Genomic DNA, 23,755 nt, shown 5'->3' with positions numbered 1-23,755 from the left:
GCTCAGGCGCTCAGTTGTTCACCTTCACGGGCACGCCATGGCGGAGGCTCAACAGATTGCTGGTGATCACTTTCTGCCCTAACTCCAACCCTTTGGTGACGGGGTAGCGATTGTTCTGGAGTGAACCAAGACTGACCGGGGTCTGCAGTGCGAACAGGCTTGTTGAAGGGATCACACCACGTTCAATTCCCTTCTTGATGCGATCCAGATCGGCTTTGCCTGGCTGAGCTTCCAGCTCCCTGAGCGTCCCAAGTCGGAACACGAAGCTCTGCCCTGAAGTTTGGGTGACAGCCGAAAAGGGAACTGAGGGAAGCTCGCGGGCATCCAGTTGCACCCGGGTACGCAGTCGCTGACCATTGCGCAGGGATCCATCGGGATTGGGAAATTCCGCCAACACCAACAGGGCCTGAGTGCCAGAGATAATTCCCGGATCCACAGACGACACGGTGCTTTGCGCCAATACTTCATCGCTGCCAGGAAGGCTGAGAAGAACCGGCAGCCCCAAGCGGATGCGGTTGGCGTAGGTGGAAGGCACCTCAACTCTGGCCTCCAGCGTGTTGTCGCGAATGAGCTTGGTAAAGGGGTCGCCGATCTGCACGACATCACCGACCTGCACGGAGACATCCGCGACGAAACCAGCGATGGGTGACTCCAAATTGCTGTAAGCCAGTTGCGCCTCTTGAGCCAGAACCTTGTTGCGGGAGGCGATGTAGACCGCTCGACGCTGATCGCGTTCTGACGCCTCTGCGGCCCCCAGGGGGACCAAAAATTCGTAGCGCTTGAGCTCCAGCAGATCCTTCTGCTCTTCAGCTCTAGCAGTGGCCAAACGTGCTTGTTCCGCGGCCTGATCCAGCACCATGAGCAACTGACCTGGCTTCACCTGATCACCTTGAGCAATCTTCAGCTCGAGAATGCGTCCTGAAGCTTGAGCCGCCAGCTGCACCAGATCAGTCGCTTCGAGAGTGCTCACCGTGTCGACATCGTCGGTGAAGATGGCTTCCTCAACAGGAGCCTGCTGCACCTCGGGTAATGGTCGTTGTGCTCCTCCGCCCATCCCGCAAGCCGTCAACATGACGGTGGTCAAGGCCAAGGGAATCAGGGGTCGGTTCAGACGCACGGTCGGATGTCAGACGGCCGCATTATGACTGCGCTTTTTGGTTTGCCTGAATCAGGCAAGAATCACCACATCAGGATTCGATGCCGTGGGCGGACCATCAGATCAGGATCTGTTCAGCCATCACGGCGAATCTCTACGACGTCAGCTGGCACCCCTCGCCGACCGCCTGCGTCCACGCGATCTGGATGAATTCGTCGGTCAGGGGGCGATCCTCGCGGAAGGCAGGCTGCTCAGACGCGCCATTGCCGCCGATCGGGTCGGAAATCTGATTTTGCATGGTCCTCCAGGAGTCGGCAAAACCACCCTGGCGAGGATCATTGCCAATCACACACGAGCCCATTTCAGCTCGCTCAATGCCGTGCTGGCCGGGGTGAAGGATCTGCGCCATGAGGTCGATGAAGCGCATCGCCGCCTGGAACGCCACGGACTGCGCACGATCCTGTTCATCGACGAGGTGCACCGCTTCAACAGTGCTCAGCAGGATGCGTTGCTGCCATGGGTGGAAAACGGCACCCTTACGTTGATCGGCGCGACCACGGAAAACCCCTACTTCGAAGTCAACAAGGCGCTGGTCAGCCGCTCGCGGCTGTTTCGACTTGAAGCCTTGGGAGCCGATGACCTGAGTCGGTTGCTCAGGAGCGCAATCAGCGATGGCGAACGTGGATACGGCAACCGAAAGGTGGAGATCACACCTGAGGCGGCAGACCATCTGGTGGACGTTGCCGGCGGTGACGCTCGCAGTTTGCTGAATGCCCTGGAACTGGCCGTAGAGAGCACACCAGCCAACGCGACAGGGGTAATCGAGATTGACCTCGGCATCGCTGAAGAATCGATTCAGCAGAGAGCCGTGCTCTACGACAAGCAAGGGGATGCCCATTTCGACACGATCAGTGCCTTCATCAAATCGCTGCGCGGTTCTGACGCTGACGCGGCTCTGTTCTGGCTGGCCCGGATGATCGAAGCCGGAGAAAACCCACGCTTCATTTTTCGCCGCATGTTGATCTCCGCCGGCGAAGATGTGGGATTAGCCGACCCCCAAGCGGTTGTGGTGGTCGAAGCCTGCGCTGCGGCCTTTGAACGCATCGGCTTGCCGGAGGGTCTCTACCCATTGGCCCAGGCAGCTCTTTATCTGGCCTGTACCGACAAAAGCAACAGCACCTCCGGTGTCTTCGAAGCGCTGCGGAGCGTGCGTGACGCCCAACGTCAGGAGGTGCCGACCCACCTTCGCGATGCCAACCGCGATGGCGATGCGTTCGGCGATGGCAAAGGATATCGCTATCCCCATGCCTTCCGCGAACACTGGGTGGCCCAGCAATACCTTCCCAAAGCACTGCAAGGAGAAGTGTTCTGGTCGGCGAGCAACCAGGGATGGGAAGGTCAACGACGTGATCGGATGCTGGAGCGCCGGGCCGCACAACTGGCAGCGTCCGCAGAAGCCGTGGATGAGCACCCGCTGCTGATGAGCAGCGGCCCGGAAGAACCCCAATTGGAGCGATGGTTGCAGCGGCAAAAAGCCGTGGATGGTGAACGCCTGCAGGAGCTGCGCCAACGGCTCTGGTCGGATCTCGACTGGAAGCGAACGGACCGTGTCGTCGTCCTGGGAGGACGCTCGCTGCTGTGGTCACTCGACCCGCTGGAAGCCGTCGCCGAAGGTGGACTGACGATCCTCTGCTCCTCCCGCACTGAACAGCTACGACTCGACGCACAGCTGCAACTGCTTGACCCGCTCCATCAACCAACCGTGCTGGACAGTCCGAGAGCGCTGGACACGTTCAATGCCGATCACCGATTCGAGGTCCTGGGAGGACGGCTCAATACTCAAGACCTGTCCTCACCTGAGCTGGAGACCACCTGGAAAGCACTCAGTTCAAGGGCAATGCCGGATGCACAGCTGCGTCTGTTGTTCAGTGAGCCTCAGCTCGGACCCGCTGCCGCAGTGCTGGAGATGGTCGACGACGACATCACCGATCCGATTTATGAGGCTTTGACCTCACTGGCCCAGCGGGAATGCCATTGGCTTTCTCAGGACAAGCAACGGAACCGTCTGCTGTCGACCCTCGACATAAACGGTTGGACGATCAAGCCATCCAGTTGGCAGGAATCCCTGACGCTGACTGTGGATTCCAACCTGATCGAGCGATGGCTCGGAGACAACCGTCCCTATCAGCAGGCGATGAAAACATCAGAAGACGCCCCCTCAGAAGAGCTTTCTCTGCTCCGACAAGCTCTGACGCAACTGCTCGGACATCCCCTGCCTCAACGGTTGCGCCACTGGCGACTTGCAGGTGTGCATCTCTAGAAGCCCATCAAAAAAGCCCCGACATTGCCGGGGCCTGTGAAGCGATGTAGTCGAACCCGAGGTTCGAGTCGATCACCAGAGGCCGCGAACAGGGGCGGCGACAGAAGCGGGCTCCATAGGGAGGATCTGGTTGGCCTGCACGCAAGCGGGCAGAAACACATACCAGGACATCAGGGAGGTGGACTGAGGCGCATCGAGGCCAGCCTTGCAGACGTTCTGAGCACCGTCAGAAGTGCCGTTGTCGTTTAGACGGAAGTCAACGGGCAGGTTGCTCATGATGCTGGCGGAAGAGATTTCGCCGTCAACAGCATCGAGAATGATGGCGGAGCGAAGAGCGACCACAGCGGTCTTTTTCTTCTGCCAATAGGGGAAATAGCTACTGGTTTGGTCGTCAAGGAATGCGACGCCATCGGCGGAATACAGGAAATTGGCAACGCCAAGCAGATCCACGTCGTAGGTCTTGGTCATGCCTTCTTGGACCTCATCGGCAGTCCAACCGGAGTTGTAGATGCCGGCTTCGAGGGCACGGTCGGTCATCTCGCCTTCGCTGAAAAAGGTAGCGAAAGCACTGTCTTCGGTGGACCAGACAGCGCCACCGGAGACCCAACGCACGGGGCGGTGACTTGCTTCAGCGGCGACAGCCAAAGTAGTAAGAGAAGCGGCGGCAAGTGCGCCTGCTGCAAAACGGGTGAACACGGACGGCGAACAAAGACGTCCTTAAAAAACTAGCTGTAAAAAAAATAGTCGCCAACAAAATCGCCGAAAGCGGCAAGATCATCAGTAAAAAAATCGAACGATCGGGCTCAAACAATCTCAAGTCTCACGATTCCCGCCAGACGCGCGGAACTCTCAGCAAGACCAAAACGTGTACAGGCGAATCCAATGTCACCTGCGCGGGAAGGATGTTGCAGATTCAGACGGGAGATGAATGAGGCCATGCAGTCCAGCCCGACGAGCATGGATCACTGTCAATGGAGGCTTCCGACAGAAAACCAACATTGGCGATCGGGCCTGCCGTTGGAACAGGCCGGAAGCACCAAGACTCGCCAGCAGAGCTGCACTGGCAAACGCGCTGGCAAACGGTGAAACTCAATGCCTTCGGAGGTCAGGCGATACCAGGCTGCAGAGCGATTGGTTCACGCGAGACAGAGTCGACAATCCCGTAGAGATTGCTTGTCGGAGACGGCGATCGCCATGCGCCAATCACCTTGAGATCGCAATTCAGCTGCGATCTCAACGGCCAGCTCACCGTGCCGAGCCCATCCCAGGCATGCACTCACGTCCCAGAAGCGCAAGTCACTGGCCAACGTTCCGCGTTGCCACTTGATGGCCGATTCCTTAATCAGCCAGCGATCCAGGACCTCACGACGCAGGCGCTCACCCTGGAAGGCGACCAGATCGCTGCGCTCCGTGCAGGTGAAAAAGCGCCGCATCAAGGCATCCGCAGCAAAGGCACGATCAGCTCGCTCCAAATCAACACCGACCGGCTGAAGGCTCCAGGCCAGCAAGCATGCATCGACGCAGTGGCTGAGGCTGATGTAGCCCCAACCAGGAGCCAGGAATGGCGGCACCCCCGGCGGTGCCGTCAAAGGAACCTCTCGGGCCGAGCAACCATGCAGAGACGCCAAACAGCTCCGCATCCAAAGCCTTGAGCGCCGGAAGTGAATGGCGCGACGCTGGGGAAGGCTTTCAGCCCAGGCCTTCTCTTCTGCCGTGAGCCCCGAAGGATCATCGCTGGGCTCAGATCGTGACTCTTGCATCCACAGAGCCGTTACGCTGCCGCCGATTGTTCTGCCGCCCATGACACTGCAGATCGGCGATCCCGCCCCTGATTTCACGCTTCCAGATGAAAATGGACAGCCCGTAACCCTGTCATCCCTGAAGGGACAGCGAGTGGTGATCTATTTCTATCCGAAAGACGCCACCCCTGGCTGCACCAAAGAGGCCTGTAATTTTCGTGACCGCTGGGGTGATCTGCAGAAGCACAACATCAAAGTGCTCGGCGTTAGCAAAGACAACGCGGCATCTCACACCCGTTTCATCGCCAAGCAGGAGCTTCCCTTCACCCTGCTAACGGATGAAGAGCCATGTGCTGTCGCCAGTTCCTATGAGAGCTACGGCCTGAAGAAATTCATGGGTCGCGAATACATGGGAATGATGCGCCACACTTTTGTGGTGGATGCCGAGGGCAAGCTCGAACTGATCTATCGCAAGGTGAAAGCCGACTCGATGGCTGATCAGGTCCTCAACGATTTGAGTTTGAGCTGACCAACGACACCATCGACTGCATCACGAGATCCGGGGCATGCATCACCGCCAAGCCCCGGGAGATCAGTTCCGACGCCAGTACTGGGGCATCACCACCGCACAACCAGAGTTCAGAGGGGTCCTTCTCCTGAGCCCGCCAGATCAACCCGATCAGGCTTTCCACTACGCCGCGCCGCATGGCCTGTGCAGTGTCGAGGGGAAAATCTCTGCCGGCTAAAAGCTCGGATGTCGAGCCGGGGAGCTGAAGAGCGACCGTTCCCTCGGCCATGGCACGCAACTGAAGACTGATGCCAGCAGCCAGCCACCCTCCTGCAAAGCATCCAGTTTTCGACACGCGGGTGAGGCTGAGAACGGTGCCCGCATCCACCACCATCACTGGAGACGATTGGCCGGCACGCACCCATGCCCCCCAGCCGGCCAGGGCTCGGTCGACGCCAAGCCAGGGGGGCTTTTCACCAAGCGGTATTTCTCCCAGGCCGAGACGACACGTGGATTGCAACAGTGGATGGGAGGGAACGGGCCCAACAGCCGCCCAGCCGGCCAGCGAAGACAGGTCATCCAGCCGCGTCTGGGTTGGAAGACCATGAGAAAAGCGCCAAGCATCCGCACCAGAAGCGGCAGCCAAACCGGCTGGAAATCGTTCAGCCCAATGCCAACGGCTGTTGCCGATGAGCAGACAATGCTGCTGCGCCTCCATGGTCAGATGCCATCGCCCATTACTCCGGGCACATGGATGCCGCACTCCTGCCTTTGTCCGCCGAAACGGGTGCTACGCCCCTCTCCTTCGAGGCCATCGGGGGCACTGGAATGCCAATCGCCAACAGTGGAATATCCCTGATCAAACAGAGGATGCTGCGGAAGCTCGTGCTTTTGCATGTAATAAAAGACATCCCGATTGGTCCAACCCAACAGGGGACGCAACGACAGCCGATCTCGGATGGGATCCAACACGGTCATTGTGTTGCGTAGGTCGGTTTGCCCGCGACGAACACCACTAGCCCAGCAGCGCACCTTGGCTTGATCCAAAGCTTCCTCGAGAGGTTCCACCTTGCGCAGTCGTAGGTAAAAGTCCATGTCCTCCTCCCGACCTGTTTCCCAGAGGCGACCATGCAGCGCCTCCATACGGGCCGGTGACACGCTCGACTGCGCCACAACGAGATGCGACCCCAGGCGTTTGCACAGGGTCTCGGCGTAGCGATAGGTCTCAGGTGGGAGATAACCGGTATCCACCCAAATCACGGGAACTGCCTCTCCGCCAGGCAATCGGCTCAGCATGTGCAGCAGCACAGAGGACTGGATCCCAAAGCTTGTGGTCATTGCGAACCCGGCGCCGTAGCGATCCAGCGCCCACTGCAGACATTGCTGCGGCTCAAGAGGCTCCAGCTGCGCGCGCAACGCGCTGAGGTCGGCATCTGCCGCGCCTGAGTCGACACCGCCAGCGGTGCTGATCATGTTGCTGATGCCTTGCCTCATTCCCCCATCCTCCAATGCCGGGGGGACCACCGCACTGCCTATGGTTCACAAAAGGGTTCCAGGACTGTCTTGTCAACCGCTGCCAGCGATCAACTTGCGCCGATAGTGGTGATCGGTGGTGGCTTCGCCGGATTGACCACGGCACTGGCCTTCCGTCATGTGCATCCCCGGCCACCGATTGTCTTAATCGAACCAAGGGAGCGTTTCGTCTTTGTTCCCCTTCTGTATGAGCTGCTGAGTGGTGAACTGAAGGGCTGGGAGGTGGCGCCCACCTACGCATCCTTGCTGCAAGGTCGTGGCATCAGTCATGTGCAGGATCACGTTCAATCCGTCGATCTGAAGGCGCGAACGCTGAAAACAGCTTCAGCGCAGACCATGACCTACAGCCAGCTGGTGATCGCTACCGGCGCACAACCGACGGATTTCGGCATCCCAGGCGTGCGCGACCACGCGCTGCGCTTTCACACCCTGTCGGATCTCGCTCCCCTGCAACAGTGCCTGCAGCAGGTGCGGCGGCGGCCTTCTGGCAGCAGCACCTTGGTGATCGCAGGGGCCGGTGCCACTGGCGTTGAACTGGCCTGCAAGTTGTTCGACATGCTCGATGGTGCCGCAGCGATTCAGCTGGTGGAACTGGGTGAACGGATCCTTTCCAGGTCGCGAGCCTTCAACCGAGAGCAGGCGCAGCAAGCCCTGCAGAAAAGAGGCATCACGGTCCGCTTAAACACACGCGTTGACGCCGTCACTCCAACCTCTGTGAATCTGAACGGGGCGGAGGGGGCTCTCACGCTGGCCCATGACGGCTTGATCTGGACCGCCGGCAGTCGCCCCAAGATTCCGGATCTCACCCCTGCCGTGACGCTGCAGGGCGGTCGCTTACCCGTTACGTCGGCATTGCGTCTCGAGGGCCACCCTGAGGTGATGGCCCTGGGCGACATCGTCACGCACAGCTCAGATGACGAGGCATCCAACTGGCCTCTCTCAGCGCAGGCCGCCATCCAGCAGGGGCAATTTGCCGCCAAGTGCCTGCAATCTCATCTGAAGGGAAGTGATCCAGGTCCGTTTATCTTTCGGGATCTGGGAGAAATGCTGAGTCTGGGCATCGGCGACGCCTCACTCACCGCTCTTGGCATCACCCTTGCAGGACCTCTCGCCTTCAAATTGCGCAGGCTCACCTATCTCACGCGTCTGCCTGGGTTGTCGCTTGGGCTCAAATCCGCAGGCGCCTGGCTCGTTAGCCCTTGAAGCAGACCCACCTGGCCGGACGCACGCGAGGTTTGCGTCCGTCACAACTCAAACAACTGGAGCGCCTCAGTCACCGCCGTCATCCCAACATCAGCGGTGCGGATCTGCTGGCCCTGGAGCGGCTCGCCGAACTCGCGCTTGAGCTGGAGACACCACTGCACCTGCTTCTGGACGACCGGGGGGTCTGCCGTCTGCTGTGGATAGGCCCACTGGGCGAGTCGGATCGACTGGAACACCATCTCCCCAGTGGGGGCAGGCGGCGATCCACACGCTGGAGACTGATCAGCGTGATGCTGGGCCGGCGATCCCCAGATCTCAACCCCGAAGGCCGAGACGCCGTGATTGCCCTGGATGTGGAGCCGGTTGACTGGTTGCGTTATCAGGCCTTGCTCTCGCCGGCCGGCACCCGTCTTGGTGCGCGATGGCGGCCTGATCCAGCCACCTCTGGAGGATGGCAATGCTGCGATCGAGGCGATCTATCGACCCTCTGCCAGGACGCTCCTGAGCTCCCACCTGTCGCGCCAGACCACGAGGCAATGACCAATGCCTCCATGGTGGAGCCCGAGCGGGTGCTGCTGCTGACCCTCACAGGAGCGGACCCCGCTTGCAACGAGCGCGAGCTGGCGGAACTTGAAGGTCTCACTCGCAGTGCTGGTGCACGCACCGTGGCCGTGTGTCGCCAGCGTGAAGGACAGATCAATCCACAGACGCTCTGGGGACGCGGAAAACTGCAAGAAGCAGCGCTGGAGATCCGCAAGCAAGGCGCCACGCTGGTGATCACCGACAGGGAGCTCACGCCCGTTCAGGCCCGCAATCTGGAACGGCTGCTGGACAGCCCGGTCACCGATCGGAGTGAGTTGATTCTCGACATCTTTGCTCAACGGGCTTCGAGCGCTGCGGGCCGGCTTCAGGTGGAGCTGGCCCAGCTGCGCTATCGACTGCCTCGGCTGACAGGGCGTGGACTGAGCCTCTCCCGCCAGGGCGGAGGCATCGGCACCCGCGGACCGGGCGAGACGCAGCTCGAAAAAGACCGTCGAGCGATCAGCCGCCGAATTGAGCACCTGGGACGCGAACTTCGCCAACTCGGAGCCCATCGCGCCCGGCTGCGGGAGCGACGCCGCGAACTGCCACGCGTTGCGCTGGTGGGTTACACGAATGCGGGGAAATCATCCTTACTCAATGCGCTCTGTGACCGAGGCCAGGGCGGAGCTGTGCAGGCTGAAAACATTCTGTTCGCGACCCTTGATCCCACCACGCGTCGACTTTGTCTTCCAAGGGTTGGCGCCGCGCCCAGAGAAGTGCTGATTACCGACACCGTCGGCTTCATTCGGGAACTGCCTGCCCCCCTCACCCAGGCCTTTATGGCCACCCTGGAGGAAACACGTGATGCCGACCAGCTTCTGCTGGTGGTTGACCTGGGAGATCCTGATTGGCAAGGGCAGCTGCAGGCCGTGCATACAATTCTGGATGACCTGGGTTGCTCACAACCGCGACAAGTCCTGGCCAATCAGATCGACCGCTGCGATGCAGGTGCGCTCGAGCAGATCCATGCACTGGAGCCAGAGACGCTCTATCTCTCCGCCACACAAGGAACAGGCTTGAAGGGTCTGCGAACATGGCTCGAACAGACGTTCTGGGAGCCGGCAGGCACGCCACCCCATGGTTGAGCTCAGTGCTGCTCTGCAGAACGGAGATGCCCTGATCACCCTAGGGGTGCTGCTCTTGGCGGTGGTGCTGTTCATCAGCGGTGCGATCGCACCCGAACTGGTTGGGCTTCTGAGCGTCTCGCTGCTGATGATCGGAGGTGTGCTGACCCCCCTGCAAGCTCTGAGCGGCTTCGGAAGTCCAGCTCTGATCACGCTGATGGGTCTGTTTGCCGTTTCAGCGGCTCTGTTTCGCAGCGGCGCACTGGATCGTTTGCGGGAACTGATCGCATCGGAGCGGATCCGCAGCTCCCGCAGGATGGTCGGTCTGCTCACGCTTGTGGTGGCACCGATCTCCGGTGTGGTACCGAACACTCCCATCGTGGCCAGCCTGTTGCCGGTGCTGGAGACCTGGTGTCAAAAGCGAGGGATCGCCCCATCACGGGTTTTGCTCCCCCTCTCCTTCGCCACATTATTGGGAGGAACTCTCACACTCCTGGGCAGTTCCGTGAATTTGCTGGCCAGTGATGTCAGCCAGCAGCTGGGCTACGGAGCGCTGGATCTGTTCAGCTTCACCTCCATCGGCATCCCGGTGTGGCTGGCCGGCGCCACCTACATGCTGCTGGCGCCCCGAGCGCTGCTGCCCGATCGCCGAGGCCCTGAAGATCAACTGAACACCAGCCAGGCACTCACTGGATATTTCACGGAAGTCACGATTCCGTCGACATCAAGCCTGGTGGGTCAGACCCTCAGGCACAGCCGCCTGCAGCGTCGATTTGATGTTGATGTGCTGGAACTGCAGCGGGGAGGAGAACGCATCCTTCCTCCTCTTGCTGATCGCGGCATTGAGGCAGGAGATCGCCTGCTGCTGCGGGTCACCCGTGCAGATCTGCTGAGACTGCAGCACGAGCACACCGTTCAACTCGCCTCCACCAACCGTCCTCCGGCGTCAGAACCGTCCATGGGCGGCGCGGAGTCGTCATTTTTCGGTGAAGAAGAGGAGGGGCAGAAGACAGTGGAGGTGCTGCTTCCTGCAGGATCAACGCTGGCCGGAGCAAGTTTGCGCGAATTGCGGTTCCGTCAACGGCACAATGCCACGGTCTTGGCCCTGCGCCGCGGCCAGCAAACGGTTCAAGAGCGCCTCGGTCAAGCAATCTTGCGCGAAGGCGACGTCTTGCTCTTGCAGGCTCCACAAGATGCCATCCGCGGGCTTCAGGCCAGCAACGACCTGCTCGTTCTCGATCAGCTTGAGAACGACTTGCCAACGATCCGGCGCAAACCTCAAGCGATCACCATCACGGCGCTGATGCTGCTGGTTCCCACAGTCACCAACATCCCCCTGGTGGCCTCGGTGCTGTTGTCTGTGGTGCTGCTGGTGCTGGTGGGCTGTTTGCGCACCGGAGAAGTCCAACGATCGATCCGTCTCGATGTGATCCTGCTGCTGGGTTCCCTGTCCAGCTTCAGCGTGGCGCTGCAGTCCAGCGGTTTGGCCAATGCTCTGGCGACCGACATGGAGCGTTTGGTGCTGAACTGGCCGGCTTACTGGGCCTTGCTGGTGATCTTCCTGGCCACCAACCTGGTCACCAGCGTGATGAGCAATGCGGCCTCGGTAGCGCTGCTGGTGCCTGTGGCCACGCAACTCGCTCCCTCCTTGAACCTGCCTCCCCAGGCCCTACTGCTCACGGTTCTCTTCGGGGCCAGCCAATCCTTCCTCACCCCAATGGGCTACCAAACCAACCTGATGGTGTTCGGTCCAGGAAGGTATCGCTTCTTCGATGTGGCGCGCTATGGGGCTGGACTCACCGTGTTGATGACCCTGCTTGTCCCGGGGCTGATCCTCGCCCAGGCAGGAGGCCTCTGACGCCCATGCCTCTTCCAAAGGCCATTCATCGCACACAGGCATGGTATCGACGGCTGACAGTGCCTCAATTCACGGTGGTGACGGGTCTGCTCGTGATCAGCCTCGGCAGCTTGCTGCTGGCCAGTCCCCTCTGTTCCAGCCAGAGCGTGGGCTTATGGGAAGCACTGTTCACCGCCACATCGGCCGTCACGGTGACCGGTCTGACCGTGATCGATGTCGGCAAAGATCTGACCACCTTCGGACAGGCCGTTCTGGCGCTGATGATCCTGGTCGGAGGGCTCGGCCTGATGGCCATCACGACCTTCCTTCAAGGCTTCGTGGTGCGCGGTGCCTCGCTCCGCCGACGTCTTGACCGCGGTCAGACCCTTGACGAATTCGGTGTGGGCGGCGTGGGCGGCACCTTCCGGAGCATTGCACTCACAGCAGCGGTGCTGATCATCATCGGAGCTGCGCTCCTCTACAACTTCGGCTTCTCAGACATTCCCGCCGGCGGAGAGCGGCTGTGGGCATCCATTTTTCACAGCATCTCGGCTTACAACAACGCAGGGTTCGGACTTTGGAGCGACAGCCTCGTGTCCTACCGGACCAACCGGGTGGTCAACGGCGTGATCGTGGTTCTGATTGTGCTGGGAGGCCTGGGCTGGCGAGTGACCAGCGATTTGTGGAGCAACCGTCAACGCCTGAAGCGCAAAAACCTCAGCTTGCATACCCGATTGGTGCTGCGAACCTCAATCCTGCTGGTTCTGGTAGGCACCCTCGGCCTGTTGCTGACCGAATCACTGTCCAAGGGGCACGTGATGACGACGATGGGCTGGGGTGAACGGATGATGAGCGCCCTGTTCGCGTCGGTGAGTGCACGCACGGCGGGGTTCACCACCCTGCCTCTGTCGGTCCAGAGCGTCTCGGATTCAGGCCTGCTTCTGCTGATGACGCTGATGTTCATCGGTGCCAGCCCTGGAGGCACCGGCGGTGGCATCAAGACCACCACGGTGGCAGCACTGATGGCCGCCACCCGCTCCACCCTGCGCGGTCAGGACGACGTGGTCATTCGTCATCGCCAGATCTCCGACAAAGTGGTGCTGCGGGCCGTGAGCATCACCATGGCGTCGCTGATGTTTGTGCTGGTGATGGCGATGCTTCTCGCCCTGAGCACCAATCAGAACGTTGAAGAACCTCTGACCTTCCTGGAGCTGCTATTCACCTGCATCTCTGCCTTCGCGACTGTTGGACTTGACTTGGGGGTCACCGAACAGCTGGGGCGCTTCGGCCAGCTGATCCTGGTGGTGGGCATGTTCGTGGGTCGACTTGGAATCCTGCTGCTGTTGAGTGCCATCTGGGAGAGCTTCGATCGCAATCAACTGCAACGCCAGAATCGAATCGGTTATCCACGAGAGGATCTCTATGTTTAACCACGCTCCATTGCGACTGAACCGATGAGGGAGTGGTGGAACTGGTCGCCGCCAAGTGACGACGAAGTCCGCAGCTTTGGCGTCGTCGGCGTTGGACGCTTTGGCAGTGCGGTCTGCCGTCAGCTGATGCAGAACGGTGCCGACGTCCTGGCTGTGGACCGTTCATCAAAGGCGATCGAGGAGCTGCGGCAGCTGGAGCCATCCATTGAGGCCAGAGTGCTGGACTGCACAGAGGAGGAGTCCTTGCGGGAGGCTGGAATCCTCGACATGGATACGGTGGTAGTCGCGATCAGTGAACCGATCGAAGCCAGCATTACAGCCACACTGATCGCCAAGGACAGTGCAGGCACGCGGGTGCGACGGGTGATTGCCAGGGCGACGAGCGATCTGCACGAAAAGATGCTGAAGCGTGTCGGTGCCGACCGCGTGGTGTTTCCTTCCCGCATGCAGGGAGAGCGCCTAGGACTGGAACTTGTTCGCCCCAACTTGATCGAGCGGCTCGAACTGGATGACCACAACTCCATCGAGGAGATCAAGGTGCCAGAACGCTTCAGGGGCCAGTCACTGCGCGATCTGAACCTGCGCAAGAACTATCGAGTGAATGTGCTGGCCGCTGGGCCCGCCGGAGAACTGATGGTCAACCCCCCGGCTTCCTATGTGCTCATGGAAGGGCATGTGCTGGTGGTGATGGGGCTCACGGAAGACCTCCAGAACCTGCCAAAAATCTGAGCCAATTGATGCGCGTGCTCGGGCTGATGAGCGGCACCAGTGCTGATGGTGTCGATGCTGTTCTCGCCGATTTCCAGGGTCGGCCGGAGGCACCGCGTTGGCGACTGGTCAGCGAAGCATCCTGCGCTTACCCGCGCGAGCTGCGCGCACGGCTGCTGGCCGTGGCCCAGGGGGAGCCCACCCAGGCTGGAGTTCTGCTGGAACTCTCCGAAGCGATTACGGAGCTGCAAGCGCAGACCGCTAAAGCCTGTGATCCCGAGCAGTCCGCTGAGCTCGTGGGCTGCCATGGCCAGACAATCTGGCATCGCCCTCCCGGCAAGGGTGCTGGGGGCGTTCCGCGCCGCGGAAGCAGCTGGCAAATGCTGCAGGGGCCTCTCCTGGCGGCCATGCTCCACCGCCCCGTGGTTCATGACTTCAGGGCGGCAGACCTAGCGCTTGGAGGCCAAGGTGCACCGCTGGTTCCGATGGCCGATGCGGCGTTGATGGGCCGAATCGATGGATGGAGAGCTCTGCTGAATCTGGGAGGGATTGCCAATCTCACCCTGATCCCACCCCGTCGGGGACCTGAACGACGGCAGCCCGTTCTTGGATGGGACTGCGGCCCTGCCAACAGCCTCATTGATCTGGCCATGAGCCGGTTCAGTGACGGGCGGGATCAATTCGATCGCGAGGGAGCCATTGCCGCTCAGGGACACGCCGAAGAAGGGGTGATCGAGCGCTGGCTCCAAGAAGCGTATTTCCAACTGTCCCCACCCAAATCCACTGGGAGAGAACTGTTCGGTCAGGACGATTTGACCCGGCGGCTGCATGACCTCAGCCACTGCTCGGCAGAAGACCAAATCGCCACCCTCACCAGCTTCACGGCAGCAGTTGTCGCGCAGGATCTTCTTCACCTCAGAACACGTGGGCGATCGCTGCCTGTGGAGATGGTGGTAGCCGGGGGCGGCAGCCGAAACCCCACGTTGATGCGCCAGCTGAACACGCGCTGCCGAGGCCTCAGGGTGCGCCTCAGCGACGACCTCAACCTCCCAAGTCAATCCAGAGAAGCATTGGTGTTTGCATTGCTCGCCTGGTGGCACGCATGCCGTCATCCAGGCAACGCCCCGGCGGTGACAGGCGCAGAGCGCACCTGTGTATTGGGTTTATGCGCTGATCCTCCCTGAACCAACCACCTGCACCAATCGCCTAACCCAAGAGCGAACTGAAAATCCTGGGTCAGAGTGTGAACGTTGAAAGTCAGGTTGGACGGTGCAGCCTCAAACGCCGAGGCGCACCGCGCAGACGCCGGGGCTGCTGAGCCTCCAAAGCAGAGCGAAGACGTTCGGTCGACGAGGGAGGCGGCGTCGGTGCCGCAGAGACAACCCCCTGTTCAAGACGTTGCACACCCTGCTGGATCAGCACTTTGGCCATGTTGCTGACAGTGCGTGATTCCTGCTCGGCAAGCGCCGTCAATCGGGTGCAGAGATCTTCAGGAAGCACCACCTGAATCCGTGGCGACTTCGGCTTCCCGCTGGATGACGTTTGGCGGGTGGCCACGAACGGTGAGGCAGAGATACTTGAAAGTGTACAGAGATGCGCAAGGATAGTATCCAGCACTATGATGCTGGCACTGATCGGACCCCTGACGCCCGGCTTTCCGCTCCAAGGACCTCTGCCTCAACCCACCGCCAGGACTGCCATGCCCCGTACAACCAGCCAGGCCACCACGACCCGCAAGCCTGCTCCTCGCGCCCGTCGATCCTCCGGTTCACGACGCAGCCGCCGGGCCGCCGAGACGAGTGACGTGCTGGTGTCAGCGGTGATCAGCTCCTATCTGCTCACGCACCTGCACCATGTGCTCCAACGCGCTGAGTACGGCGCAGTGCAGGAAGGGCGCACCTCCCAGGCCGCTAACTACGCCCAATTGCGCAAGGTGCTCTGCATGGACGCCCGGAGCATGGAAGATGCCTCCGCCTGCGGTCTGAAGGAATCCGACCTTGATCAAGCCGCCTGAAGTCGAGGCGCCCTCATCCAAGCGGTCTCGATCAATTCATGGTGCGGTGAGTAGGCAGCTCCAAATGGCATGGATAGGTTTGAGATGAACAAATTTCAGTGAGTTGGTTCGGCGCCATGAGCAACGCAGCTGCGCTTTACGAAAGAATCGAACAAGACCGAGACCTAACCCGCGCCTTGTTCCGACAGGCCCTGCAGAACCCATCTGGCGCCATCGAAACAATTTGCCAAGTTGGCGATGAGCTTGAGCTTCCCGTCAGCACCGATGACGTCAAGGCCTTCATCAGCAGCCTGGATGACGACCTCAGCAAGCAGTGGCTGATCAAAGCTCGGGGCGGTTTGTGAGCAGAGGCTTCAACGGAAGCGCGTTCGACTGAGGAGCTGGCTCGGGCCCACGCTGTCTCTCGCGACTGCCGCCCCCATCCGCCCAGCTGAAGAAAAGCCAGTAACTGACCAGGGCCAGCCCCGCAGCCACCACCAGCGCAGCGACCTGCTCCAGCCTTCGCATCAGCCCTGCATCCCTGAGTTCCACCAGTCTGCCCTTACCCCCGCACGAGATGATGGAGGTCGTCCGCGTCCTCTTCGGTGCTGCGACTCGAGAACGTCAGCAAGATCTATCCCACCGGCGAAGTGCTACGGGATGTCACCTGGGAGATCAAACCTGGAGATCGCATCGGCCTGGTCGGTGTCAACGGTGCCGGCAAATCCACGCAACTGCGTCTCATTGCAGGCCATGAGGAACCCACCAGCGGCAAGGTGGTTCGCCAGGGTGAGCCAAGGATCGCCTTCTTGCAGCAGGAGTTCGACGTGGATCCTGACCGCACAGTGCGCGAAGAACTCTTCCAGGCCTTCGGCGAAGCCGCGACGGTGCTCAATCGTCAGCGCAAGGTGGAAGATGCGATGGCCTCAGAGAAAGCAGCGGAGGACCCGGATCATCTCGATGAGCTAATTCACGAGCTGGGACGCCTGCAGACCCGCTTTGAGGGGTTGCATGGCTATGAACTGGATGCCCGGATCGACAAGCTTCTGCCCACCATCGGCTTCACTCCCGAAGGCGCTGAACTGCAGGTGAGGGACTACTCAGGTGGCTGGCAGATGCGCATCGCGCTTGGCAAGATCCTGCTCCAAGATCCGGATCTCCTGCTGCTCGACGAACCCACCAACCACCTCGATGTGGAAACCATCCAGTGGCTGGAAAACTACCTACAGGAGCAAACCGCTGCCCTGGTCGTGATTAGCCATGACCGCACCTTCTTGGACCGCGTCTGCAACCAGATCGTGTCGACCGAGCGCGGGATCTCCCGGAGTTATCTCGGCAATTACACGGCTCATCTGGAGCAGAAACAACAGGAACAGGAAGCGACAAAGGCGGCCTATGAACGACAGCAGAAGGAGATCGCCACACAGCAGGCTTACATCGATCGTTTCCGTGCCAGCGCCACTCGCAGCACCCAGGCCAAAAGTCGGGAGAAACAGCTGGAAAAAGTGGAGCTGGTCGACGCGCCGATTGAAAGCGTTGGCGGTCCGAGCTTTCGCTTCCCACCTGCGCCTCGTTCCGGGGCACAGGTGGCTGTGATCGAAAACTTGACCCACAGCTACGGAGACAAGATCCTCTTTCTCGGTGCTGAACTGGAGGTGGAGCGGGGCGATCGGATTGCCTTTGTTGGCCCCAATGGCGCTGGCAAGTCCACTTTGCTGCGACTGGTGATGGGCAGCGAGACTGCCGACGAAGGCTCAGCACGCCTCGGCGAGCACAACGTCATCGCGCGTTATTTCGAACAGAACCAGGCCGAAGCCCTGGATCTGAGCAAAACCGTGATCGACACCATGTTTGAGGCCGTCCCGGACTGGACGCAAACCCAGGTGCGCTCACTGCTGGGAAGTTTCTGCTTCAGCAATGACACGGTCTTCAAAGAGGTCGGCAAGCTCAGTGGAGGGGAAAAAGCTCGTCTTGCTCTGGCACTGATGCTGGTCAGTCCCTGCAATCTCCTCGTGCTGGATGAGCCCACCAACCACCTCGACATTCCGGCCAAGCAAATGCTGGAGGATGCCCTTTGCTCCTACGAGGGAGCGGCTCTTCTGGTGTCCCATGACCGCTACTTCATCTCACGGGTCGCCAATCGCATTGTCGAGTTGCGAGACGGGGAACTGGTGCTGTACAGGGGTGATTACGCCTACTACCTCGAAAAAAAAGCCGAAGAGCGCGCCGCTGCAGAAGAAGCACGACTCGCGGTCGAACAGGAGGTTAAGCGCAAGGCCAAGCGCGAAAAGCAAAAAGAACGGGAAGCACGTCGCAAGAATGCGGCCTGAGACGAGTGCAAGACCCGCCAAAACGAATCTTCACGAACATTTAGGCAGGAAGACTTATTTGTCTTTACCGCTCCAGAACGTCTGCATAAGCTGACATCACTGAGGGAGCCGAACATGACATCCATAGGAAGAATCAACGTCAGCAGCCAGCCTCAGCCAAGCGACGCAGACCATGAGCAGACATGGGATGCCGTCGAAACCTATTTTGAGTGCATCACGACATGCTCCCTCGATGATGGGGAGTGCATCACACGCTGTGTGGAACAGCTGCGTGAATCCGAAGACAATTAATGCCTGATCAACGCACTTGCAGAGCACGCATTTCCAGGGGGATCACTGTCAAAGGCAAACTCTGTCCCTGACGTCTGACGTCGATGACCAAGGGCTGCCCCACGCCACTGCGATCAATGGCGGTCACCACGTCAGCGGGAGTTCGCACCGGCTCGCCGCCCACTGCCACGATCACATCGTCCACTTGAAGCCCAGCCAAGGCTCCCGGCCCACGGGGCATGACCGAACGCACCACAGCACCTGGAGGGACTGCCTCACCGGGTGTTGGGGCAGGAACCGTTGAAAGTCCGATCCCGACCATGGGGTGACTGGCCCGTCCCTGATTGACCAGTTGCATCGCAATAGTGCGGGCTCGATTAATCGGAATGGCGAATCCCAGACCTGCGCCGGGCCCTGAGCGCACCAGGGTGTTGATCCCCACCACTTCACCGGACGCATTGAGAAGCGGGCCGCCTGAATTGCCGGGATTAATCGCTGCATCGGTCTGAATCAAATCCAGACGCTTTCCTTGAATTCCAAGCTGGGACACATTTCTATTGAGGTTGCTGACAATCCCGAGTGTCACGGTGTTTTCCAAACCGAAGGGGTTGCCGACAGCGATGGCCCAGTCACCAACCCGCAGCCGGTCGGAATCTCCCAGAGGGGCGGTTGGCCAGACACCCTGCCCATTGATCCGGACGACTGCCAGATCCGTGACCGAGTCCTGCCCCACCACCTGACCAGGCACGCGGCGTCCATCCGGAAGCCCCACCATCAGCTGATCGGTGTTTTCCACCACATGAGCGTTCGTTAGTACCAGACCCTGACGGTCGAAAATCACACCACTGCCTTGTCCACGCTCCACCCGTGAACGAGAGGCCTGAGGAACTTGCAGTCCGAAAAACCGCCGAAAAAACGGATCTTTCAACATTCCCTGGGGCAGCCCCGACACACCCGCAGTGCGCACCGTTCGCGAGGTTTCCAAGGTGACCACAGCGGGACCGCTGCGGGCGACGGCTTCGGCCACGAAGGAACGTGGCATGCGTTCCACAGATTCACTCGGCGCCGCCAAAACGTTGCGCCCTGGCAAGGCGATCACATCTGGAGCAAGCAGCGTGAGTCCCATCACCAAGGGCAAGACAGTGCGGCAACGCCACCACGTTGAACCGGAGATCTGAGGCAGTTGACGGGATGTCACAACCATGGCGAGGGCAACGACGTGCTTCCTGGATCAGACCGTAAGCAGATGTTGCTGATCAGCACAGGGTGAATTGCCCACCTTTCCATGACCAGATGCAACCGCTGCCCCCTCCTGAGGCAGCAAAAACCGCCTCGCCATGGTGATGATGGTGGTTGTCAACGTCTACCCCAGACAGCCCATCGCAGTCACTCCATGCTCAGCAGCCTCTTCCCTCTGATTTACGGCCTGGTCTTCATCGTGTTGCTCTGGCAGGCTTTCCAAGTGATGGGACGTGGCTTCAGTGCAGCGGGAAAACCCTTGGGCACTCCCGACTCGGGCAAGGACCGCACCGGGAAGGTGACCATTCATCCCGAGCTGCTCGACGGCGATGGACGTCTGACTGAAGAGGACTTACTGACTGTTCGATTCAGTGGCGATGAAGAGAGCGGTGAGTCGAGCACCCGTCCCGGTGAATAAGTTGGGAAAGGAAGCTGTCAGTCAGCTCGTCACGGACTCATAGGGAGAACCTTCTGGTGGATCAAAGAACACGGGTCGTAGCTGCAGTGATCAAATCCGTGAAACTGCCTCCTCGCTTCCGCTTGCGCTTACTCAAAGAAGACCCCGTTCGCCTGGAGCTCAGCCTGACTCCCGCCTACGGGAAAGATCCAATTCAAGTTGGATTGGTGGAATCATTGGATCTGGTGGCACGCCGGGACCGGGAAGGGCGCATCCCCAGAGACCTCCAGGGCACATGGGATTGGACCGTGCGTCATGGGCAGGTCAGCACCGGCGGCTGGAATCCATACCTCAAAGAAGCCCTGCAAACCATGTTCGAGACAGGACTCCCGGCCATTGTTTACGAAGAACTCACCGGTGAGGACTACCACCCAGTGGATGGTGCCCGGCACGTTCGCTGAGTTCTGTGCTGGTGTTGACGGAGATGTGAAGCCGTGCGAACTGATACGGCGCACGGCAAGCGAGGAGAGCTAAAACAAAGTCACTCCGGCCTTTAAGGTTTTCTTTATGGCCACACTGCGTTTACGGTTTGCTCCCTTGGTTCGCTTGCTCGCCGCCATGGGTGCGCTTAGCAGCATTTTGTTGCTGGGATTGCTCAATCTGTTCAGCTGACGCCGACCGTCAACGTTGAGTGTTTTCCCGATCGATCCGTTGCTTCCCGAGCTTTGTGCTCGGCTACTCGACGCTGGGACCCTGATCCTTCAGGCACCACCGGGTGCTGGTAAAACGACGCGGGTGCCTCTCGCCTTAATGGGGGAGTTGGGGGCAACGTCCTGCCTGAAAGGGCGCATCTTATTGATCGAACCTCGCCGGCTCGCAGCACGCGCTGCTGCAGCGAGGCTGGCCCAGTCCATCGGCGAACCGCTCGGACATCGGGTGGGCTACTCCGTGCGCAATGAGCAGAAACGATCCGCCTACACCCATGTTGAAGCGATCACGGACGGGCTGTTTCTGAGACGCCTGCAGTCTCAACCGGACCTACCTGGCGTGGACTGCGTGATTTTCGATGAGTTCCACGAACGCCGGCGTGATAGCGACGTGGCTCTTGCACTGCTGCGGGAATCCCGGCGCATCCTGCGACCTGATCTCAAAGTGCTGTTGATGTCAGCCACGTTGCAGATTCAGGAGCTGGCCTCACAGCTGGATGATGCGGAGAGCCTGACCAGCGAAGGCCGCGCCTACCCCGTCGAGCTTCGTCACTGTCCGAAACGAGAGCGGGAGACCCAGGAACAGCATGTTCTTCGTGCAGTCGAAGAAGAGCTCCAGGGTCTAGAGAAGCAGAGGAGTGCCAACCGTTCGCCCCCTGGCGTCCTGGTATTCCTCCCAGGGATCCGCGAAATTGAACGTTGCAGGCAGCGGTTGCTGATTGCCCCAAGCCTGAAGAACTGGGACATACGGCCACTGCATGGCCAGATGCCGCTAAAGCAACAGAACGAGGTCTTAAGCCCCTGCGATGGATGCTGGAGCGGCCGCATCGTGCTGGCGACCTCGATTGCAGAAAGTTCACTCACCCTGGATGGCATCCGGCTGGTCATTGACACAGGCCTGAGTCGCCACACGCGCTTTGACCCGGGCACCGGCATGGAAGGGCTCGTCACGGTTCCTGCAAGCTTGGCCAGCGCCGAGCAACGTTGCGGGCGTGCAGGTCGCCAGGCCCCTGGACGTTGCGTGAGGCTCTGGTCAGCAGCGGAACATCAACGCCGTCCGTTGCAGGATCGGCCTGAATTGCAGCGTGCTGATCCGCAACCCACTGTTCTCGACCTCGCTCAGTGGGGCGCAGGACTCGGCGAAGACCTGCCATGGCTGGAAGCACCGCCTCGCGCGTTGTTGGAGGAAGGACAGCAGCAGCTGAAACAGCTTGGACTGCTCAACAGCGCAGGACAGATCACAACTGACGGTCGGCGCGTCGCGGGGTTCGGCATGCACCCACGCCTCGGACGGATGCTGCTGCAGGCCAAACGCTGGGGGGTCGAGCCTCTGGCTTGCGACTTAGCCGCACTGCTAAGCGAACGGGACGCATCAGAGTTCCGCAATATTGGCGCCGACCTCAGCCAGCGCCTCCGGTCGCTCCGAACGCCCCATCGGGCCGATGGACTCAGCACCATCCGCCAGCAGAGCCGCCAATGGCAGCGACAGCTGAAACAGGTGGATTTGGAGACCGAGGGAACCCTCCTCGACGAACCGACCGATCTCGCCATGGCCTGGCTGATTGCAACCGCGTTCCCCGAGTGGCTGGCCATGGCACGACCCGGACGCGTCGGTGCCTTTGTGCTCCAGCAGGGGCGTGGGGCCATGCTGCCGGAGAGCGATCCGCTCAGCACCTGTGCAGCACTGGCCGTCGCCCAACTCGACCTCAAGGACCGTGATGCGCGCATTCGGATCGCTGTTCCCCTTGGCCGCTCCACGCTGCAGGCCATGGCCGAGGAAGCTGGCGAGTGGAAGGACCAGGTGATCTGGGATGAGAAGCAGCAGAAAATCCGCGCTGAACGGGTGCTGAACCTGGGGGCGCTTGAGCTGCAGCGACAACAACTTCCACGTCCATCCTCTGACTTGGTGAGTGAGGTGCTCTTGACACGACTGCGCGAGAGCGGGCTCGACCTGCTGCCTTGGGATGACCGTTGCGAGCAGCTGCGTCGTCGCTTGCAGTTGGCCCATCGCCGTCTTGGACCGCCGTGGCCGAACCGCAGCCGTCAGAGGCTGCAGGAAGTTCCTGAGGACTGGATCCTCGAGGCGAGCCTGAGCTGTTCCAGCTGGACAGAGCTGGAGAGCCCGACCTTGCAGGAAGCACTGTGGGGAAGTCTCAGCTGGCCGGAGCGGCGCGAATTGGATCGTCTCCTCCCTGAGCGACTCACGATTCCGAGCGGCCGCAACGCACCCCTCCACTACAGCGAGGAGGAGGTGATCCTCGCGGTAAAGCTGCAGGAAATGTTTGGCTGCGCCGAAGGACCTGTCCTGCTGGACGGCGACTTGCCCGTCACCCTGGAGCTGCTCTCACCGGCTGGTCGCCCACTGCAACGAACCCGCGATCTCAGAGGTTTCTGGGATGGCAGCTACAACGATGTTCGCCGGGAAATGCGTGGCCGCTACCCGAAACACCCATGGCCAGAATCACCCATGACTTCTGTCCCGACCGCTAAGACTAAAAAAGCTCTCTGATGTCGCCATTACGACAGGCAACAAAACTCCATTCTTTGTTACATTGGTACCAGTCACGGATCTTCACCCATGTCTGAAAACGCCTCCCGCTTTGGCTTCGTCAACTTCGCTGAAACCTGGAACGGCCGCATGGCCATGCTGGGCTTCGTCATCGGCCTCGGAACCGAGCTGCTGACCGGCCAAGGCATCCTGTCTCAGATCGGCCTCGGCTGATTCATTTGCATCAAGCCCAAGGGGCTCATGCCTCATCGAATTAGCCCCGTGGTATTCCATCGGGGCTTTTTTCGTGG

23 protein-coding genes are annotated in these 23,755 nt (G+C 60.3%); 15 read left to right on the top strand and 8 right to left on the bottom strand.

Annotated features, from left to right (window positions below; all coding sequences use genetic code 11):
• Positions 1-10: 10 nt before the first annotated feature.
• Positions 11-1,072 (bottom strand): efflux RND transporter periplasmic adaptor subunit, encoded by a 1,062-nt coding sequence (locus tag SynA1560_RS02950; RefSeq protein ID WP_186470978.1) that lies wholly within the window; start codon positions 1,070-1,072, stop codon positions 11-13.
• 130 nt (positions 1,073-1,202) lie between these two features.
• Between SynA1560_RS02950 and SynA1560_RS02945 the strand changes: the two genes are divergently transcribed.
• Positions 1,203-3,416, top strand: coding sequence for an AAA family ATPase (locus tag SynA1560_RS02945; protein WP_186501122.1), 2,214 nt, complete (start codon positions 1,203-1,205; stop codon positions 3,414-3,416).
• Between the two features lie 72 nt (positions 3,417-3,488).
• Here SynA1560_RS02945 and SynA1560_RS02940 read toward each other — a convergent pair whose 3' ends face one another.
• A complete protein-coding gene (locus SynA1560_RS02940; protein ID WP_186470190.1) occupies positions 3,489-4,112 on the bottom strand; it encodes a protein phosphatase in 624 nt (207 codons plus the stop codon).
• 440 nt (positions 4,113-4,552) lie between these two features.
• Positions 4,553-5,218: a 4'-phosphopantetheinyl transferase superfamily protein gene (locus SynA1560_RS02935; protein ID WP_186501121.1), complete on the bottom strand. Its 666-nt coding sequence runs from the start codon at positions 5,216-5,218 to the stop codon at positions 4,553-4,555.
• Here SynA1560_RS02935 and bcp point away from each other — a divergent pair.
• Positions 5,217-5,684, top strand: a complete 468-nt coding sequence (gene bcp / locus SynA1560_RS02930; protein WP_186501120.1) for a thioredoxin-dependent thiol peroxidase — start codon at positions 5,217-5,219, stop codon at positions 5,682-5,684. The genes SynA1560_RS02935 and bcp overlap by 2 nt on opposite strands.
• Here the strand turns inward: bcp and SynA1560_RS02925 are convergent.
• The gene (locus tag SynA1560_RS02925; RefSeq protein WP_186501119.1) at positions 5,662-6,381 is read right to left on the bottom strand and encodes a type III pantothenate kinase; all 720 of its coding nucleotides are present in this window, start codon (positions 6,379-6,381) and stop codon (positions 5,662-5,664) included. The two genes, bcp and SynA1560_RS02925, sit on opposite strands and share 23 nt — an antisense overlap.
• A gap of 2 nt (positions 6,382-6,383) precedes the next feature.
• Positions 6,384-7,136 carry a phosphoadenylyl-sulfate reductase gene (locus tag SynA1560_RS02920; RefSeq protein WP_255477036.1) on the bottom strand — a complete coding sequence of 251 codons (753 nt, stop codon included), beginning with the start codon at positions 7,134-7,136 and terminating at the stop codon, positions 6,384-6,386.
• A 90-nt stretch (positions 7,137-7,226) separates the two neighbouring features.
• Here SynA1560_RS02920 and SynA1560_RS02915 point away from each other — a divergent pair, with 90 nt between their 5' ends.
• From SynA1560_RS02915 to SynA1560_RS02890, 6 genes are read left to right on the top strand one after another with little or no spacing between them, the layout of a single operon-like run.
• Positions 7,227-8,399 carry an NAD(P)/FAD-dependent oxidoreductase gene (locus SynA1560_RS02915; protein ID WP_186501117.1) on the top strand — a complete coding sequence of 391 codons (1,173 nt, stop codon included), beginning with the start codon at positions 7,227-7,229 and terminating at the stop codon, positions 8,397-8,399.
• Complete coding sequence (gene hflX, locus SynA1560_RS02910) at positions 8,396-10,066, top strand: GTPase HflX (protein WP_186501116.1); 1,671 nt, start codon at positions 8,396-8,398, stop codon at positions 10,064-10,066. The genes SynA1560_RS02915 and hflX overlap by 4 nt, the downstream gene beginning before the upstream one ends.
• Complete coding sequence (locus tag SynA1560_RS02905) at positions 10,059-11,903, top strand: SLC13 family permease (RefSeq protein ID WP_186470183.1); 1,845 nt, start codon at positions 10,059-10,061, stop codon at positions 11,901-11,903. The genes hflX and SynA1560_RS02905 overlap by 8 nt, the downstream gene beginning before the upstream one ends.
• A 5-nt stretch (positions 11,904-11,908) precedes the next feature.
• Positions 11,909-13,312, top strand: coding sequence for a TrkH family potassium uptake protein (locus SynA1560_RS02900; protein ID WP_186501115.1), 1,404 nt, complete (start codon positions 11,909-11,911; stop codon positions 13,310-13,312).
• Between the two features lie 24 nt (positions 13,313-13,336).
• Positions 13,337-14,041, top strand: coding sequence for a TrkA family potassium uptake protein (locus SynA1560_RS02895; protein WP_186501114.1), 705 nt, complete (start codon positions 13,337-13,339; stop codon positions 14,039-14,041).
• An 8-nt stretch (positions 14,042-14,049) separates the two neighbouring features.
• Complete coding sequence (locus SynA1560_RS02890) at positions 14,050-15,204, top strand: anhydro-N-acetylmuramic acid kinase (protein ID WP_186501113.1); 1,155 nt, start codon at positions 14,050-14,052, stop codon at positions 15,202-15,204.
• Between the two features lie 73 nt (positions 15,205-15,277).
• Here the strand turns inward: SynA1560_RS02890 and SynA1560_RS02885 are convergent, their stop codons facing one another.
• On the bottom strand, positions 15,278-15,577 hold the full coding sequence (locus SynA1560_RS02885; protein WP_186470179.1) for a hypothetical protein: 300 nt from the start codon (positions 15,575-15,577) through the stop codon (positions 15,278-15,280).
• A gap of 142 nt (positions 15,578-15,719) precedes the next feature.
• Between SynA1560_RS02885 and SynA1560_RS02880 the strand changes: the two genes are divergently transcribed.
• Together SynA1560_RS02880 and SynA1560_RS02875 are read left to right on the top strand one after the other, a co-directional pair.
• Positions 15,720-16,034 carry a hypothetical protein gene (locus tag SynA1560_RS02880; protein ID WP_186470178.1) on the top strand — a complete coding sequence of 105 codons (315 nt, stop codon included), beginning with the start codon at positions 15,720-15,722 and terminating at the stop codon, positions 16,032-16,034.
• Positions 16,035-16,150: 116 nt separating this feature from the next.
• The gene (locus tag SynA1560_RS02875) at positions 16,151-16,378 is read left to right on the top strand and encodes a hypothetical protein (protein ID WP_186470177.1); all 228 of its coding nucleotides are present in this window, start codon (positions 16,151-16,153) and stop codon (positions 16,376-16,378) included.
• Here SynA1560_RS02875 and SynA1560_RS13660 read toward each other — a convergent pair.
• The gene (locus SynA1560_RS13660; protein WP_370523177.1) at positions 16,356-16,565 is read right to left on the bottom strand and encodes a hypothetical protein; all 210 of its coding nucleotides are present in this window, start codon (positions 16,563-16,565) and stop codon (positions 16,356-16,358) included. The two genes, SynA1560_RS02875 and SynA1560_RS13660, sit on opposite strands and share 23 nt — an antisense overlap.
• Before the next feature lie 53 nt (positions 16,566-16,618).
• On the opposite strand from SynA1560_RS13660, the gene SynA1560_RS02870 reads away from it, so the two are divergent.
• Complete coding sequence (locus SynA1560_RS02870) at positions 16,619-18,343, top strand: ABC-F family ATP-binding cassette domain-containing protein (protein ID WP_186501112.1); 1,725 nt, start codon at positions 16,619-16,621, stop codon at positions 18,341-18,343.
• Between the two features lie 298 nt (positions 18,344-18,641).
• Here SynA1560_RS02870 and SynA1560_RS02865 read toward each other — a convergent pair whose 3' ends face one another.
• A complete protein-coding gene (locus SynA1560_RS02865; protein WP_186501561.1) occupies positions 18,642-19,739 on the bottom strand; it encodes a trypsin-like peptidase domain-containing protein in 1,098 nt (365 codons plus the stop codon).
• Positions 19,740-20,006: 267 nt separating this feature from the next.
• Between SynA1560_RS02865 and SynA1560_RS02860 the strand changes: the two genes are divergently transcribed.
• The 4 genes from SynA1560_RS02860 (at position 20,007) to SynA1560_RS02845 (ending at position 23,678) form a co-directional block, all read left to right on the top strand.
• Positions 20,007-20,270 (top strand): DUF2973 domain-containing protein, encoded by a 264-nt coding sequence (locus SynA1560_RS02860; protein WP_186470975.1) that lies wholly within the window; start codon positions 20,007-20,009, stop codon positions 20,268-20,270.
• A 56-nt stretch (positions 20,271-20,326) separates the two neighbouring features.
• Complete coding sequence (locus SynA1560_RS02855; protein ID WP_186470175.1) at positions 20,327-20,710, top strand: hypothetical protein; 384 nt, start codon at positions 20,327-20,329, stop codon at positions 20,708-20,710.
• A 226-nt stretch (positions 20,711-20,936) separates the two neighbouring features.
• A complete protein-coding gene (gene hrpB, locus SynA1560_RS02850) occupies positions 20,937-23,465 on the top strand; it encodes an ATP-dependent helicase HrpB (protein WP_186501111.1) in 2,529 nt (842 codons plus the stop codon).
• A gap of 69 nt (positions 23,466-23,534) precedes the next feature.
• Positions 23,535-23,678, top strand: a complete 144-nt coding sequence (locus SynA1560_RS02845; protein WP_186470173.1) for a chlorophyll a/b-binding protein — start codon at positions 23,535-23,537, stop codon at positions 23,676-23,678.
• The last annotated feature ends 77 nt before the right edge of the window (positions 23,679-23,755 follow it).

It is taken from the genome of Synechococcus sp. A15-60 (assembly GCF_014280095.1).
Taxonomy (GTDB): Bacteria; Cyanobacteriota; Cyanobacteriia; order PCC-6307; family Cyanobiaceae; genus Synechococcus_C.
This window is presented reverse-complemented; position numbering and strand designations above follow the sequence as displayed.